At 56.8% G+C, this 15,281-nt stretch carries 13 protein-coding genes and 1 pseudogene; 9 read left to right on the top strand and 5 right to left on the bottom strand.

Annotated elements, in window-relative coordinates; translation table 11 throughout:
• Positions 1-23: 23 nt before the first annotated feature.
• Both potA and BK662_RS22290 read right to left on the bottom strand, forming a co-directional pair.
• Positions 24-1,166, bottom strand: coding sequence for a polyamine ABC transporter ATP-binding protein (potA, locus tag BK662_RS22295; protein WP_050681360.1), 1,143 nt, complete (start codon positions 1,164-1,166; stop codon positions 24-26).
• A gap of 446 nt (positions 1,167-1,612) precedes the next feature.
• Positions 1,613-2,374, bottom strand: a complete 762-nt coding sequence (locus BK662_RS22290) for a gamma-glutamyl-gamma-aminobutyrate hydrolase family protein (RefSeq protein WP_123359866.1) — start codon at positions 2,372-2,374, stop codon at positions 1,613-1,615.
• A 280-nt stretch (positions 2,375-2,654) separates the two neighbouring features.
• Here BK662_RS22290 and BK662_RS22285 point away from each other — a divergent pair, with 280 nt between their 5' ends.
• From BK662_RS22285 to BK662_RS22255, 6 genes and pseudogenes are all read left to right on the top strand, one after another.
• Positions 2,655-4,031: a glutamine synthetase family protein gene (locus BK662_RS22285; protein ID WP_123359865.1), complete on the top strand. Its 1,377-nt coding sequence runs from the start codon at positions 2,655-2,657 to the stop codon at positions 4,029-4,031.
• 207 nt (positions 4,032-4,238) lie between these two features.
• The gene (locus tag BK662_RS22280) at positions 4,239-5,729 is read left to right on the top strand and encodes an aldehyde dehydrogenase (protein WP_123359864.1); all 1,491 of its coding nucleotides are present in this window, start codon (positions 4,239-4,241) and stop codon (positions 5,727-5,729) included.
• A gap of 52 nt (positions 5,730-5,781) precedes the next feature.
• Complete coding sequence (locus BK662_RS22275) at positions 5,782-7,065, top strand: NAD(P)/FAD-dependent oxidoreductase (RefSeq protein ID WP_123359863.1); 1,284 nt, start codon at positions 5,782-5,784, stop codon at positions 7,063-7,065.
• Positions 7,066-7,609: 544 nt separating this feature from the next.
• Complete coding sequence (locus tag BK662_RS22265; RefSeq protein WP_008011722.1) at positions 7,610-8,158, top strand: cupin domain-containing protein; 549 nt, start codon at positions 7,610-7,612, stop codon at positions 8,156-8,158.
• Positions 8,159-8,458: 300 nt separating this feature from the next.
• Positions 8,459-8,926, top strand: coding sequence for a GNAT family N-acetyltransferase (locus BK662_RS22260; protein ID WP_123359862.1), 468 nt, complete (start codon positions 8,459-8,461; stop codon positions 8,924-8,926).
• A pseudogene (locus BK662_RS22255) lies at positions 8,925-9,014 on the top strand (cupin domain-containing protein); the annotation flags it as partial. The gene BK662_RS22260 and the pseudogene BK662_RS22255, both read left to right, overlap by 2 nt.
• Before the next feature lie 106 nt (positions 9,015-9,120).
• Here BK662_RS22255 and BK662_RS22250 read toward each other — a convergent pair.
• Positions 9,121-9,651, bottom strand: coding sequence for a DUF2867 domain-containing protein (locus BK662_RS22250; protein ID WP_123359861.1), 531 nt, complete (start codon positions 9,649-9,651; stop codon positions 9,121-9,123).
• Between the two features lie 272 nt (positions 9,652-9,923).
• Positions 9,924-10,544, bottom strand: coding sequence for a DJ-1/PfpI family protein (locus BK662_RS22240; protein ID WP_123359943.1), 621 nt, complete (start codon positions 10,542-10,544; stop codon positions 9,924-9,926).
• Between the two features lie 126 nt (positions 10,545-10,670).
• Here BK662_RS22240 and BK662_RS22235 point away from each other — a divergent pair, with 126 nt between their 5' ends.
• Positions 10,671-11,225 (top strand): TetR/AcrR family transcriptional regulator, encoded by a 555-nt coding sequence (locus BK662_RS22235; RefSeq protein ID WP_123359860.1) that lies wholly within the window; start codon positions 10,671-10,673, stop codon positions 11,223-11,225.
• A 232-nt stretch (positions 11,226-11,457) separates the two neighbouring features.
• Here the strand turns inward: BK662_RS22235 and BK662_RS22230 are convergent, their stop codons facing one another.
• Positions 11,458-13,284: a di-heme-cytochrome C peroxidase gene (locus tag BK662_RS22230; protein WP_123359859.1), complete on the bottom strand. Its 1,827-nt coding sequence runs from the start codon at positions 13,282-13,284 to the stop codon at positions 11,458-11,460.
• Positions 13,285-13,557: 273 nt separating this feature from the next.
• Here BK662_RS22230 and BK662_RS22225 point away from each other — a divergent pair, with 273 nt between their 5' ends.
• Both BK662_RS22225 and BK662_RS22220 read left to right on the top strand, forming a co-directional pair.
• Complete coding sequence (locus tag BK662_RS22225; RefSeq protein WP_123359858.1) at positions 13,558-14,553, top strand: isocyanide synthase family protein; 996 nt, start codon at positions 13,558-13,560, stop codon at positions 14,551-14,553.
• Entirely contained in the window at positions 14,553-15,269 is a 717-nt protein-coding gene (locus tag BK662_RS22220) for an HAD family hydrolase (protein WP_123359857.1), read from the top strand. Before BK662_RS22225 ends, BK662_RS22220 begins: the two co-directional genes overlap by 1 nt.
• Positions 15,270-15,281 lie beyond the last annotated feature (12 nt).

Here is a 15,281-nt window from a genome sequence, read left to right as displayed (position 1 = left end):
CAGGAATTGCTGATTGAAGGTTCTCATGAGCGCAGTACCACGCCGCTGTCGTCTTCCCACCACACGTAGACCTGATCGTCCCAGGTCGGGCGGGCGCCACGGCGTTCGGCGTTGGCCATGAACGACTGGACGATCTTGCCGCCGGGCAGTTCCACGTAAAACACCGAGTGGCCGCCGAGGTAGGCGATGTCATGCACCTTGCCTTCTGACCAGTTGTAGCGAGTCTCGGGTTTGAGGGTGCTGACCAGCATTTTTTCTGGACGGATGGCGTAGGTGATCGACTTGTCCTGCACCGACGTACTCACGCCGTGGCCGACGTAGATCTTCTGTTGCAGATCCGGGCTGTGAATGATCGCGTGACCTTCCAGATCCTCGACCACGGTGCCGTCGAAGGCGTTCACGTTGCCGATGAACTCACAGACCATGCGGCTGACCGGGGCTTCATAAATGTCGACCGGGCTGCCGATCTGGGCGATCCAGCCCAAGTGCATGATCGCGATGCGTTCGGCCATGGTCATGGCTTCTTCCTGGTCGTGGGTCACCATCACGCAGGTCACGCCGACGCGCTCGATGATTTGCACCAACTCCAGTTGCATCTGTGAGCGCAGCTTTTTATCCAGTGCGCCCATCGGTTCGTCGAGCAACAACAGCTTCGGACGCTTGGCCAAGGAACGGGCGAGGGCGACACGCTGACGCTGGCCGCCGGACAACTGATGCGGCTTGCGTTTGGCGTATTGCGTCATGTGTACCAGCCGCAGCATCTCCTCCACCCGAGCGTCGATTTCGCTGGCGGGCAAACGGTCCTGCTTGAGGCCGAAGGCGATGTTCTGCGCCACCGTCATGTGCGGGAACAGTGCGTAGGACTGGAACATCATGTTGATCGGCCGTTCGTAGGGCGGCATGTCGGTGATGTCGACACCGTCGAGCAGAATCCGCCCTTCGGTCGGGCGCTCGAAGCCGGCGAGCATGCGCAGCAGCGTCGATTTACCCGAGCCGGAACCGCCGAGCAGGGCGAAGATTTCCCCTTGATGGATCTCCAGGGACACATCGTCCACGGCGGTGGTTTCGTCGAATTTCTTGGTGACGCGGTCGACTTTCACCAACACCTTTTTCGGTGCCTGGTGACCTTCAAGAGCCTTCCTGTAGATGCTGGAGGCGTTTGCCATATGAAACTCCCAACAGGTTTCAGTCGTCGGGCCAACGCGGCCTGACTTAAGAGTGGATTGCAAGCCCAAGCCGTACGGTGCCAGTCAATTCCGCGAAGATCCCCTGTGGGAGCGAGGCTTGTGTGGCGAGGGGGCTTGCCCCCGTTGGGGTGCGAAGCGCCCCTGAATCAGTCGCCGCGATCTTGAATTAGAAAGCGGTGACCGATTGACGATTGCTTCGCAATCGAACGGGGGGCAAGCCCCCTCGCCACACAAGCCCGCTCCCACAAGGGGATTTGCATTTGAATCACTGGCCCATACCGATCGGGCTTATTCGGCACCGCCATCCTGGCTGCCTGGTCGTACTTGTTGTTATTGCGGTTCATCTATTACGTGAGCGACCAGCGCGCAAAGGCACGCCCGCCAAACTCACGGGGGCAGTTAAATCGTTGAATGCTTTTTTGAAGTCAGCGCGTATTACGCAGCGCCGCCCGTTGCCGGCACGCATCGCCAAACGCCTGGAAAATACTCAAATAGGGGGGATTCGAAAGCACCTGCCATTCCGGGTGCCATTGCACGCCGACAGCGAAGGCCTTGCTGTGATCGACGGAGATCGCCTCGATCAAACCATCCGGCGCGACAGCTTCAGCGCGCAGGCCGGGAGCGAGCCGGTCGATGCCCTGGCTGTGAATCGAATTCACCTGGAACACCTGCGGCAGGTCCAGCGCTTCGAACACACCACCCGGCTGCACATTCACCGCATGGGCCGCTGCGTACTGCACCGCCAGGTCCGGGTGATCCGCTTCGCGGTGATCGAGGTAGCCGGGCAGTTCATGCACCTTCTGATGCAGGCTGCCGCCGAACGCCACGTTCATTTCCTGAAAACCCCGGCAGATGCCGAGCACCGGAACACCGGCGGCAATGGCTGCGCGCAATAAGGGCAGGGTGGTGGCGTCCCGTTGCGGATCGTGATCCGTGCCGGGGGCACTGGCCGGGCCTTGATAGTGGAAGGGCTCCACATTCGACGGCGATCCGGTCAGCAACAGACCGTCGAGCTGCGCGAGCAGGTCATCGATTTCGGTCAGATCGCCTAAGGAAGGAATGACCACTGGCAACCCCAAAGCCGCGACGCTGACAGCACGCAAATACTTGTCGCCGCTGACGTGGTAGGGGTGCAGGCCAATCTGTTTGACGCACGCAGTAACGCCGATCAATGGCTTGAATGCCATTTTTATCACCTCGAAGTTTCACACTTGAACGAGCTTTTCCGGAGCTTAGCCTTGTTGATTTTAATTAACAACTCTCATGTAAAAAATTCTAAACGCCACGCGTCCGATCTTCAGGGTTTACGCGGTGCGCAAGCCTTAATTGACACTCTTGTGCCCTAAAAAGGCCCGAAAATAAAGGTTGAAAGGCCAGGTGTTCGCTATTGACTTCACTTTGCCTTTCGGATTGACTGGGCTCGTGAAAGGGTGGTGAACATAATAATTAACAGCTAATAGGTGCATCATGTCGGTCCCTCTGCGTGCCGTTCAACTCAACGAAGCAAACGCATTCCTTAAGAAATATCCTGAGGTTTTGTACGTCGACCTTCTGATTGCGGATATGAACGGTGTGGTGCGCGGCAAGCGCATCGAACGCACCAGTCTTCATAAGGTTTACGAAAAAGGCATCAACCTCCCGGCGTCACTGTTTGCGCTGGACATCAACGGCTCGACGGTGGAAAGCACTGGCCTGGGTCTGGACATCGGCGACTCGGATCGCATCTGCTTTCCCATCCCCAATACCCTGAGCATCGAACCCTGGCAGAAGCGCCCGACCGCGCAGCTGTTAATGACCATGCACGAACTCGAAGGTCAGCCGTTCTTCGCTGACCCGCGCGAAGTGCTGCGTCAGGTGGTGAGCAAGTTCGATGACATGGGCCTGACCATTTGCGCAGCCTTCGAACTGGAGTTCTATCTGATCGACCAGGACAACGTGAACGGTCGTCCGCAGTCACCACGCTCGCCGGTGTCCGGCAAACGTCCGCACTCGACTCAGGTGTATCTGATCGATGATCTGGACGAATACGTCGACTGCCTGCAAGACATCCTCGAAGGCGCGAAAGAGCAGGGCATTCCTGCCGACGCCATCGTCAAGGAAAGCGCCCCGGCGCAATTCGAAGTGAACCTGCATCACGTCTGCGACCCTATAAAGGCCTGCGACTACGCGGTGTTGCTCAAGCGTCTGGTGAAGAACATCGCCTACGACCACGAGATGGACACCACCTTCATGGCCAAGCCGTATCCGGGCCAGGCGGGCAATGGTTTGCACGTGCATATTTCGATTCTCGACAAAGAAGGCAACAACATTTTTGCCAGCGAGGATCCCGAGCAGAACACCGCACTGCGTCACGCGATCGGCGGTGTGCTCGAGACCCTGCCGGCGCAGATGGCGTTCCTCTGCCCGAACGTCAACTCGTACCGACGTTTCGGCGCGCAGTTCTACGTACCGAACTCGCCAAGCTGGGGCATCGACAACCGTACCGTTGCGGTACGCGTGCCAACCGGTTCGGCGGATGCTGTGCGCATCGAGCATCGTGTAGCCGGCGCCGATGCCAACCCGTACCTGTTGATGGCTTCTGTTTTGGCCGGTATTCACCACGGCCTGACCAACGAAATCGAACCGGGCGCCCCGGTGGAAGGCAACAGCTACGAGCAGAACGAACAGAGCCTGCCGAACAACCTGCGCGACGCCTTGCGCGAGCTGGACGACAGCGAAGTCATGGCGCGCTACATCGACCCGCTGTACATCGACGTGTTCGTCGCGTGCAAGGAAAGCGAGCTGGCCGAGTTCGAAAACTCCATCTCCGATCTTGAGTACAACTGGTACTTGCATACGGTTTGATGGACTGCATGCGCAGGCTTTGCGAACAACGCCGATCAACTGTGGGAGCGAGCCTGCTCGCGATGAGGGCGGCACAGTCAACATTGATGTTGCCTGACACTCTGCCATCGCGAGCAGGCTCGCTCCCACAGTGATCGTGGTTTTCTGATCGTTAATTGGTCGGCTTTAGTCCGACGACTACTTATTCCTCTGCGTAGAGTCACAACAATGACAAACACTCGCAGCGACTGGGAGCAACGCTTCCAGTCCTTGACGCTAGAAGGCCGCGCATTCATCGACGGCCAATATCGCCCGGCACTCAGCGGCGATACCTTCGAATGCATCAGCCCGGTCGACGGCCGCTTTCTGGCGAATATCGCCAGCACCGACGAAGCCGACGCCAATGCCGCCGTGCAGGTTGCACGCCGCACCTTTGAATCCGGCATCTGGGCCAAACTGCCCCCGGCCGAGCGCAAGCGCATCCTGATTCGTTTCGCTGATCTGATTCTGCAAAACCAGGAAGAACTGGCACTGCTCGAAACCCTCGACATGGGTAAACCGATCAGCGATTCCATGAGCATCGACATCCCTGCGACCGCCAACGCGATCCGCTGGAGCGCCGAGGCCATCGACAAAATCTACGACGAAGTCGCCGCCACACCGCACGATCAACTCGGCCTCATCACCCGCGAACCAGCGGGCGTCGTCGCTGCCATCGTGCCGTGGAATTTCCCGCTGATCATGGCCAGCTGGAAGTTCGCCCCGGCCCTGGCGGCAGGCAACTCGTTCATCCTCAAGCCTTCGGAAAAGTCACCGCTGACGGCCATTCGCATCGCGCAATTGGCGCTCGACGCCGGCATCCCCAAAGGCGTGTTCAACGTCCTGCCAGGCTTCGGTCACACCGTCGGTAAAGCGCTGGCGTTGCACATGGACGTCGACGTGCTGGCCTTCACCGGCTCCACGGCGATTGCCAAGCAACTGCTGATCTACGCCGGGCAAAGCAACATGAAACGCGTCTGGCTCGAAGCAGGGGGGAAGAGCCCGAACGTGGTGTTCGCCGATGCGCCGGATTTGCGCGCAGCAGCACAAGCAGCGGCTGGTGCGATTGCCTTCAACCAAGGCGAAGTCTGCACCGCCGGTTCGCGCTTGCTGGTGGAGCGCTCGATTCGCGAGCAGTTCATTGCGCTGCTGGTGGAAGCACTGCAAGCGTGGAAACCGGGGCATGCCCTCGATCCTGACACCACCGTCGGCGCGGTCGTCGATCAGCGCCAACTGGAGAACGTGCTGCGCTACATCCAGATCGGTAAAGACCAGGGTGCGCAACTGATCGCTGGCGGCAATCGTACCCTCGAACGCACCGGCGGCCTGTACGTGGAACCGGCGATTTTCGACGGCGTGACCAACGCCATGACCATCGCCCGGGAAGAGATTTTCGGCCCGGTGCTGTCGCTGATCACCTTCGACACCGCTGAAGAAGCACTGGCGATTGCCAACGACAGCATCTTCGGCCTCGCCGCTGGCGTGTGGACCAGCAACCTCAGCAAGGCTCATACCTTCGCTCGCGGTTTGCGCGCCGGCAGCGTCTGGGTCAACCAGTACGACGGCGGCGACATGACCGCGCCGTTCGGTGGGTTCAAACAGTCGGGTAACGGTCGGGACAAATCGCTGCACGCGTTCGACAAATACACCGAACTCAAAGCGACCTGGATCAAGCTCTAACACTTTTACAGCGGCGGTCGCAGGCGAGCGTTTGCGGCCATCGGAGAAACCTATGAAACAAACCCATGTAAACAGCTACTACGCCGCGACCCGCAATCACACAGCCGACTTCCCGATGCTTGAAGAGCTGGTGGAATGCGACGTCTGCGTGATCGGCGCCGGCTACACCGGTCTGTCCTCGGCGCTGTTCCTCAGCGAAGCGGGTTACAGCGTCACCGTACTGGAAGCCGCCAAAGTCGGCTTCGGCGCCAGTGGTCGCAACGGCGGCCAACTGGTCAACTCCTATAGCCGCGACGTCGATGTCATTGAAGAACGCTACGGCGATAAAACCGCCGAAGTGCTCGGCAGCATGATCTTCGAAGGCGCCGACATCATCCGTTCGCGCATCAAGGAATACGACATCAAATGCGATTACCGCCCCGGCGGCATCTTCGCAGCGCTGAACAAAAAACAACTCAACGGCCTGGCCGAACAGAAGAGCAGCTGGGAACGCTACGGCAACAAAAACCTGAGAATGCTCGACGCGGCTGACATCAAGCGCGAAGTGGGTTGCGACAACTACGTCGGCGGCCTGCTCGACATGCAGGGCGGCCACGTTCACCCGCTGAACCTGGCCCTCGGTGAAGCCGCCGCGATTATCAGCCTGGGCGGCAAAATCTACGAACAATCCGCCGCCGTGGAAATCACCTACGGTGAACCCATCACCGTGCGCACCGCCAAAGGTGTGGTACGGGCCAAGTACCTGCTGATCGCCGGCAACGCCTACCTGCCTCAAGACCTCGACAACCGCGTCACGCGCAAAAGCATGCCCTGCGGTTCGCAAATCGTCGTCACCGAACCGCTGTCCGAACGAGTCGCTCGCAGCCTCATCACCAACAACTACTGCGTCGAAGACTGCAACTACCTGCTCGACTACTACCGCCTCACCGCCGACAACCGCCTGCTGTACGGTGGCGGCGTGGTCTACGGCGCCCGCGAGCCGGACGACATCGAACAACTGATCAAACCAAAAATCCTCAAGACCTTCCCGCAACTCAAGGACGTGAAAATCGACTACCGCTGGACCGGCAATTTCCTGCTGACCATGTCCCGCATGCCGCAATTCGGCCGCATCGAGAAAAACGCCTACTACATGCAAGGCTACAGCGGCCACGGCGTCACCTGTTCGCACCTGGCCGGCAAACTCATCTCGGAAATGATCCGCGGCGACGCCGAACGCTTCGACGCCTTCGCCTCCCTGCCGCACATGCCCATGCTCGGCGGCCGCACCTTCCAGGCCCCGCTCACCGCCATGGGCGCCGCGTATTACGCGCTACGCGACCGCTTCGGCATCTAAGTAGAACCTTACCGGCGGCCATCCCAAAAATGTGCCGCCGGCCAATGCCAGCCATAGCAGGGCACCGCTCCCACAGAAATCCAGGCCGAACACCAAATTGGTGGTCGACCGGGACCAAACTGTGGGAGCGAGCCTGCTCGCGATGAGGCCATATCAGCCGCCATCGATGTCGCCTGAAACACCGCTATCGCGAGCAGGCTCGCTCCCACAAGGGAATTGGCGACATACACAAATTTTGCGAACAGCACCGACCCCTGTGGGAGCGGGCTTGCTCGCGAAGAGGTCAGCACAGTCAACATTGATGTCACCTGACCCACCGCTATCGCGAGCAGGCTCGCTCCCACAGGTTTCGGACATGGACGGACGACTATCATTCACCTATTCGATTTATCTGCCGTTTATCGAACCTGCTGAGCAACACCAACAAACGTGATTTAATACCCGCCTTCCACGGTTCCGGGACGGGAAACGGCGAAATCCGCGGCCACCAGTCGCCCGCCACCCACCCCCATTACCCCTTAAGTATTCTTCGCATAAGGCTGTCATGGACACGGGCTCACGACTCAAATTAGTACGCGAAAGCTACAAACTGTCCCAGCGCGAGCTGGCCCGGCGTAGCGGCGTCACCAATGCCACCATTTCCCTGATCGAACAGAATCGGGTCAGCCCCTCCGTCAGCTCCCTGAAAAAACTGCTCGAAGGCATTCCCATGTCCTTGGCGGACTTCTTCACCTTCGACCAACCGCCGCGTGAGCATCAATACGTGTTCCGCGCCAATGAGCAGCCGGATCTCGGGCGTCATGGGCTGCGGTTATTGCTGATCGGCGCTTCGGTGCCGAGTCGGCAGATGCGGCTTTTGCGCGAGCAGTACGCGCCTGGGGCGAGTTCTGGCGAAGAGCCCATCGTGCATGCTGAAGGGGAGGAGTGTGGGCTCGTAACCCGTGGCACGGTTGAGCTGACGGTGGATGGGCAGATTAGTGTGCTGAATGCCGGGGATGGGTATTACTTTCCGACGACGCTGCCACATCGGTTTCGGAATATTGGGGCGGATGAGGCGGAAATCATCAGCGCCAACACCCCGGCTAACTTCTGATCTCGATAGCGAATATCAAACCTGTAGCAGCTGCCGAAGACTGCGTTCGGCTGCGAAGCAGTCGTAAATCCGGGTACTGTTCCTAATCATTCCGCTGCACGATTGACAACCCGGATCATCCAAAACACTATCTGCCCATGACCTACACACGCCACATGAACATGATGTGCTCCTCCATGACCGCCTCTGGCGGGCCATGAGGTCATGCGTTCATAGAATTTGACGTAAAAACCCAAGGCCCCGCCAGAAATGGACGGGGCTTTTTAGTTCTCCGTCTACCGATGGCTAATGGAGAATGAAATGTTCGAGATTCGACGAGCCACGCATAGCGATGCCCAAATGGCGTTCGACATTCGCCTTCAAGCGATACGGCATCAATGCATCGGTGCCTATACCACGGAGCAAATGCTGGCCTGGACGGCAGGAGCAGCCAAGGACGGGTATAGCGACCTGATGGATAAACACTTTTATCTGGGTTGTATTCAGGGTGAACCGGTGGCGACAGGAATGCTTGACCTAGAGAGGAGCGAAATCGGTGCGATCTTTGTGCTCCCGAGCTTTATGCAACGTGGTATTGGCTTGAGAGTCTTGGACTACCTTGAATCCCTGGCACGGGATTTGGGGCTGAGGGAAGTCAATCTGGACGCCACGTTGAACGCAGCTGACTTTTACCGGCGCTGCGGTTTCGTTGGTGACAAACCTGCTATTTACCATTCGCCCTCCGGGCTTCAGCTGGCTTGTGTTCCGATGGTGAAAGGGCTTTTGTAGGCTTGGCGTTGATGGGCAGATTAGTGTGTTGAATGCCGGGGATGGGTATTACTTTCCGACGACGTTGCCGCATCGGTTTCGCAATTGAATGAATTTTAGAGGCCTGACGTTTGACCTGAGAGACTTGGCCAGGCTTGCCAGAACAGCCTTTCGATGGAAGGGTTAGACCTCAGGGGCACACAGCGCTCTCAGCCTTAGGGGCAGGTAGCCAGAGGCCAACCGACGCGCGCTGCACGGAGGAGGCTGGCCTTAACCACCAAGCGGTGAAATGGGGCAATAACGAAGATGTAGGCCCGGCCTAGACGGTTGTGGCACTGGACCACGGTTGAAAAAACGAGTTGGCGACTGCCTTCTGGCTCTGCCTCTCCAGAACACAGGATCGATATCCGGAAGTCGAGATGCTTGTCGTCCTCTCCCAACACGATTTCAGTCTGGTTCGTGCTGTAGACCTTGAAGATTCCAACCCGATTAGCAAGTGATGCCAAATGTTTGGCTGTCTTGAGACCAAAACAGGCAACGATAGTGTCTCGGACTTTCATCAGCCATCCAATCCAGGATGGCTGGTGGGAAAGGATGAATCGAGCTAGCAAATCTGGATTGCTAGATGTGCCCGCAGGGAGCCGAATCGCAAAAGCGTCCGCTAGGTTCATCGACTTGTAAAGGTGGGTGATGCCGGACCTCGAGGGGACTGGCACGGACATAATGAGCTCAAATTCTCGGGGCATAGGGGATCTCTCCTGAGTTCTAACTACTAATTAGACGACATGCCATGTCGCGTTTCTTGTTGCGATGGTTTGACGTATAACGCTCCTTGTCGCCCTGTAAGTGCTTGTCTAGCTTAGAAGTGACGGTTACCGACTTTCAAGCCGGACAGGGACAACCGCGCTCACTGCTCATTCCCAAGCACACGAGGTATCTGCATAGTGGAGGAATCTCGCTGTACAAGCGGCTCTTTTTCCATATTGCGGCGTGCCTACTTAGGCTATCAGGTACGTATTCAAGTGTGGGGTGTTGAGGCGCCAACTTCTCCTTGTCGGATACTGAGCCCGATCAAGGCATCATAGAGCTCTTGCTGCCCAGTTGGCAGAACAGGGAGCAACGTCGCACGGCGCTTGTCGACATCGAACCAGGATTCAACCAACCATCCCACCAGATAGAGCGCCGAAAGGCATCCGCCAGCGGTTGCAACGTTCCCCTGGCATACAAGAGGCTGGTCCACGGGCTCAAGTCCCAGAGCTCGCAAGCTCGATCGTGCATCCGGGTGTGTAGTTGCTTGGCCGCTGAGCAGCCCAAGCCGTTCGAGAATGAAAGCTCCGGCGCATATGGAGCCGATTCGCTGGCGTCTGGAGTCAAGTTCAAACGACTTCAGGAAATCTGGGGCGGCAAGTGCAGCGGGTATCCCTTCCTTGCCGCTGACGAACAATACCGCGTCGGCGCTATTGGCCTCGGAAAGCGGACCGTGCACCGAAACAGGCAGGCCGTGCGCCGATCGCACGATAGAGCTAGAACCCAATATTCGGACGTGCCAGTCCTCAGTGTTGCGGCCTAAAATGTCCCACATCAGGAATAGGTCGATATCAGTGAATTGGTCGAAAGCAACCAGAACGATTTTCTTCAAGGCGAGCTCCATGAAAAGTGCTGGCGTGCAAAACGCAACGGCCATCTTTGCTGGTGTTCGCAGCGTATCAATCGGTTGCGCACCATACACAGTCTGTATGGCGCTAAATATGGAGCGAAATAACTGGTGAGAAAACTAACTCGTAACCATTGGATCGCGGCTGGTTTTGAGGCCCTCGACCAAATAGGGCATATTGGCGTTTCGGCCGAGAGTCTCTCGCGCCGATTAAATGTGACCCGCGGATCGTTCTATCACCATTTCCGCAATCGCGAAGACTTTGTCCGCACCTTGCTGGCCGCTTGGGAAGAAGACTACACGGAGCGCATGCTCGCTTATGCGGCGCAGGGTCGTAGCGCGGGCGAAACCTTGAAACGCTACTTGAGTATTGCCGCTGAGAAACAACCTGGGCGGGAAGTTTCCATCCGAGCCTGGTCGCTGCACGATCCGTTGGTAGGCGAGTTTCAGCAGCGTGTTGACACAAGACGACTGAACTTCGCGATACGGACGTGCCGCCGCTTGGTCCATATGCCAGGCGAAGCAGAAGTGATTGGTCAGGTGGCCCATCTATGCCTGATTGGTGGTCAACAGGCAGGGCTGCGGCGTGATGCCGCTCGCTTCAACAGTTTCCTGCATCGAGCCTTTTCACTTTTCGAAGGGGCTCTTCCACCGTGGCGGGCCTAAGTCATGAGGCTGCTTGAACGCCATTCCCTTCAAGGCAAGCAGCCTAGCTAACGCGATCTACCATATTGGGTCGGATGAGGCTGAAATCATCAGCGCCAACACCCCGGCTAACTTCTGATAGCTAAAGCAAACATTAAACCTGTAACGGCCTCGGCGGGGCGACCACTACTTTTGGTCGCCCCTCCTAGCGATTACCACGCCATGCCTCAGGTGAGGGCGTCTGCGACGCAGCTCAAAGTGACTTCAAGTAGTCGAGAAGCTGTGACCTTTGGATATCACTAAGACTGCCCACGCCATAGTCATGGCCGGCGTTGCTGTTGCCCTCAAGCTTGGTGTCGAAAAGAAACCAATTCTTGTCCGATTTCTCGGTCTTGAATCCCACCTTTTGATTATCGAATTCATGGGTCCCTGTATAAAAACTCGAGGGACGCTGACGGGGTGGCAGGAGAAGGTCGTTCAGGGTCGGAACAGAGCCGTTATGCAAGTAAGGCGCTGTGGCCCAAATGCCGGTGAGGGGTCTTGCTTTATAGGCGAGAAGAGCGACCTTTGGGCTGGCACGGTAACAGTTGTATAGCCGTAACGCTTTCTCATCAACACTACTGAACAAGGCACGGTCTTTGAATCCCGGGACTTTTACAGGTTGAGGCTCTATGCCAAGCAATCCATCGAAAACCAGCTCGGCGACATCGCGTCCTTTGCCAAGTAATGTCTCCAGGACGGTCACACCCAGCATGTTGTAGAGAAGCTCATTTGACTGAATGGGCTCTTTTGTTTTATCGGCTTTAAGATAACCCGCTAACACTCCAGCATCCGCTTTAAATTGATAGGCATTGCACGCCATCCAGGGGTCCGTGCTAATGGTCCTGTCATTTGGGCCCCGAGGATTTAAATGTTCATTCGCAGCAATTGGAACCATGACCGCTTTGATTGGCGTGGTGAGATCGTTTCTCTCAAGGGGTGCATGGCAGCCTGCACAATTGTCCGTAAATAATTTGGCACCTGATGTGAGGTCTTTTGGCAGCGCCCCGGGCCACCGCGGAGGCTTCAGGCTATAAAGAGAATGTTCTAAAACCACCAGATTTTTCACGTTCACACTGGAGACAAATCCTGGCTTGGCCGGATTTTCTTTAACCGGTCGAATATCGGCGTACACGCCGATAGCCTCTCCAGCATTACGCCCCAGACCTCCAACATCGAGGCCGTCGCCGCCTGGTATTAACGGGTTGATTTCTGATTTACTGACCATTCCGTTCCATTGGAGGACGTTGTGTTGATGTGTATTCCAAAGAAATGGATAACTCACCGGAGCATCAGAGGGGTTAGGGGTAGGCGGGTTCGCTTGGGTGACTTGACTGATCTTGTTGAGAATGTGGCCCACTGCATCAAGGCGACCTGGGCCATATTGCAGATCGGTGGCGTTCAGTGTCTCGTTTTGTGCATAAAACGCATTCAAGCTTTCCAGGGATTTTTTCAGCCGTTGGCGATTCCCGTCCGACAGGTCATCCTCCAGGACATTCTTTGCAAAGCGTTCAAATTTTTCAGGGTCGGAAGCCGTTGTGGTTAAAGCCGCTCTCAACGCTTTAAAGAAATTTTGAAAGTCGGCGTTGGTTGGCCCGCCATTGATGACAAGATTCTGTCCTTCAAAATTGATTTGAGCCGTGTGACAAGCAGAGCAGTTCATCCCCACCCACGGCTCTTGCGTCCCTTGTCCAAAAAACCAACGGAGTTTGGTGAAAGACAGCTTGCTGTCGTGGCTATCATCCAAAACGAAACCCATCGGCAACGTAAGACGCTTACCTTTATAAGACGGATTATAAGGCGTGTAACCGTAGGCTGAGATCGTGTTGTCACTCATGAATTTCTCCTCTGAAGTGGGCTCTTCCAATGCAAGCGCCCAGGAGAGAGGGAGAATTCTCGATCCTTGTGAAAGGTCATGCCAATTGGAGAGGGTGGTGTCATTCCATCCCTGATCCAGAATGTCGGCAGCCTGAGTCATTGAATTGCAGCCGAAAAACAACAATGCAGCGCAGGCAAACGGGGGGGCTTTTAATTTGTTCATCAGATTCCCTTCTATTTGTAATTTCCTATTGGGACCCATCACGTTGGTAGCCAAAAGCTACCAGTGATGAGTGTAGCCACGAAAAAACACAGTTCTTTAATTTTTGTTCTATGGCATTCGCATCGAGCCCCTCGACCACAAACCAGACCGCAATATTCCTGATTGCCACGATTGACAGCCCTAACGACTTGTAGGAATTTAGCCGCCCGCAGGTAAGGAATATCTGCTGGCGGCCAAAAAAATGGCCGTTATTCACCACACAAGGGATTGTCTATGCAGGGTTCAAACACCGTTGCTCAACAGGTGTGCGGTCAGCTGGTGCACGAGCATCAGAACATCGCGCACATGAACATTGCCCAGCAAATCCTCGAATGCCTGTTTCGACGTCGTAGCCTTGCCCCGGGGCAGGATCACGAACTTTCGTTGCAGGTGCTGCAACCCCATCTGGCGAAGGTAATGCAAGCGGTCGAGAGCGGTCGCCAGATCGAAATGGTCTTGCCAGCCTTTCCCGGCAAGTCGCCCAGCCGCAAGAAAACCCTCAGCCATCTACCCGATCTTGCTGAACATCATGCAATCGACGAGTTACATCGCCTGTGCAATGAGATCCACGAGATCTACGCACCGGGGGCGCTGATTCATATCTGCTCCGACGGCTATGTATTCTCTGACCTGGTGCATGTTCCCGATGCGGACGTTAAGGCCTACACCGACGCTATCCAGGACTACGCTGAACAGCACTATCCCGGCACGTTCGCCCATTTCGACCTCAGGGATGCCTATCCTCCGCTTGATTGTCTGGACGCCATGCGTGAGGAAATGATGATCGAGCACGGCCAGTCATTGGTCTTGTTGCAGCAGCGTTTCAAGGATGATCCGCACATGATGTTGATGTACTGCGGCATCCATCGCTTCCTTTCCGAGGATTACTCGGGGCTCAAGGTATTCGCCGGCATGAGTCTCAATGCGGTGAAGAAAATCGCCAAGCCTGCCTCGCAGCGGGTGATCCAGCGCAGTGAAGCCTGGAGTGCTCTGTTACAGGCGCGCTACCCGCATTGCCTGCGCCTGTCGATTCACCCGCAACTGGCGGTGTCGACGAAGATCGGTATTCGACTGGTGCCAACCAGTGACCTGTGGCGTACGCCCTGGCATTCGGTGGCGATCAAGCGACGGGGTGTGGTCACCCTCGAAAAACGCAGCAATGTCGATGAGCGCTACCACCGACTGGTGTTTCGCAAGGGGCGTCCTTGTCACTACGCCAGTGCTCAATGATGGCGTCTCGGTTGCGGGTCGAAGCCGTACTCTTCGATTTAGACGGGACCTTGGTCGACACCCTGCCTGACATCACTTGGTGCCTGAACCAGGTGTTGCTCGAACACGGTTGCCCGGCGCAGACAGCGCAAACGGTGCGGGGTTATATCGGCGGCGGGGTCACGGCGATGATCGAGCAGGTTGCCGAGCGGTTTGGCATTGCCGATGCGGTCGCTATGCACCAGCGCTATGTGACGCTGTATCAAAACAACCTTGTGCAATTTTCCCGGCCATTCAGCGGTGTGCTTGCCTTGCTTGAAGGTTGTCGCCAGTTACAAGTGCCGCTGGCAATCGTGACCAACAAGACCGAGGAAATGGCCCTGCAAGTAGCCGATGCGCTGCTTCCACAAAATACCTTCGGGACGATTCTGGGGCATCGCGCGGGCAGGGCGCTCAAACCTCAGCCGGATGTGGCATGGGAAGCCGCCCGGCGATTGTCGGTTGATCCGCAACGCTGTTTGTTCGTCGGTGACACCGAGATCGATTTGAAGACCGCGCGTGCTGCAGGCATGTACTCGGCGGCGGTCACTTGGGGGTATGGCCTGCCCCCAATATTGCGGGCCCAGGCCCCGAACTTCTGCTGCGAACAGCCGGCCGGGTTGCTGCGCATTCTGCAGCAAGTCTGCGGTACCGCGCCTGCATTCACCGAGCATGGCGACACGGTTAAATCCTATTGATACACACACTCT

The organism is Pseudomonas frederiksbergensis, from assembly GCF_003732275.1.
GTDB classification, from domain to species: Bacteria; Pseudomonadota; Gammaproteobacteria; order Pseudomonadales; family Pseudomonadaceae; genus Aquipseudomonas; species Aquipseudomonas frederiksbergensis_H.
This window is presented reverse-complemented; position numbering and strand designations above follow the sequence as displayed.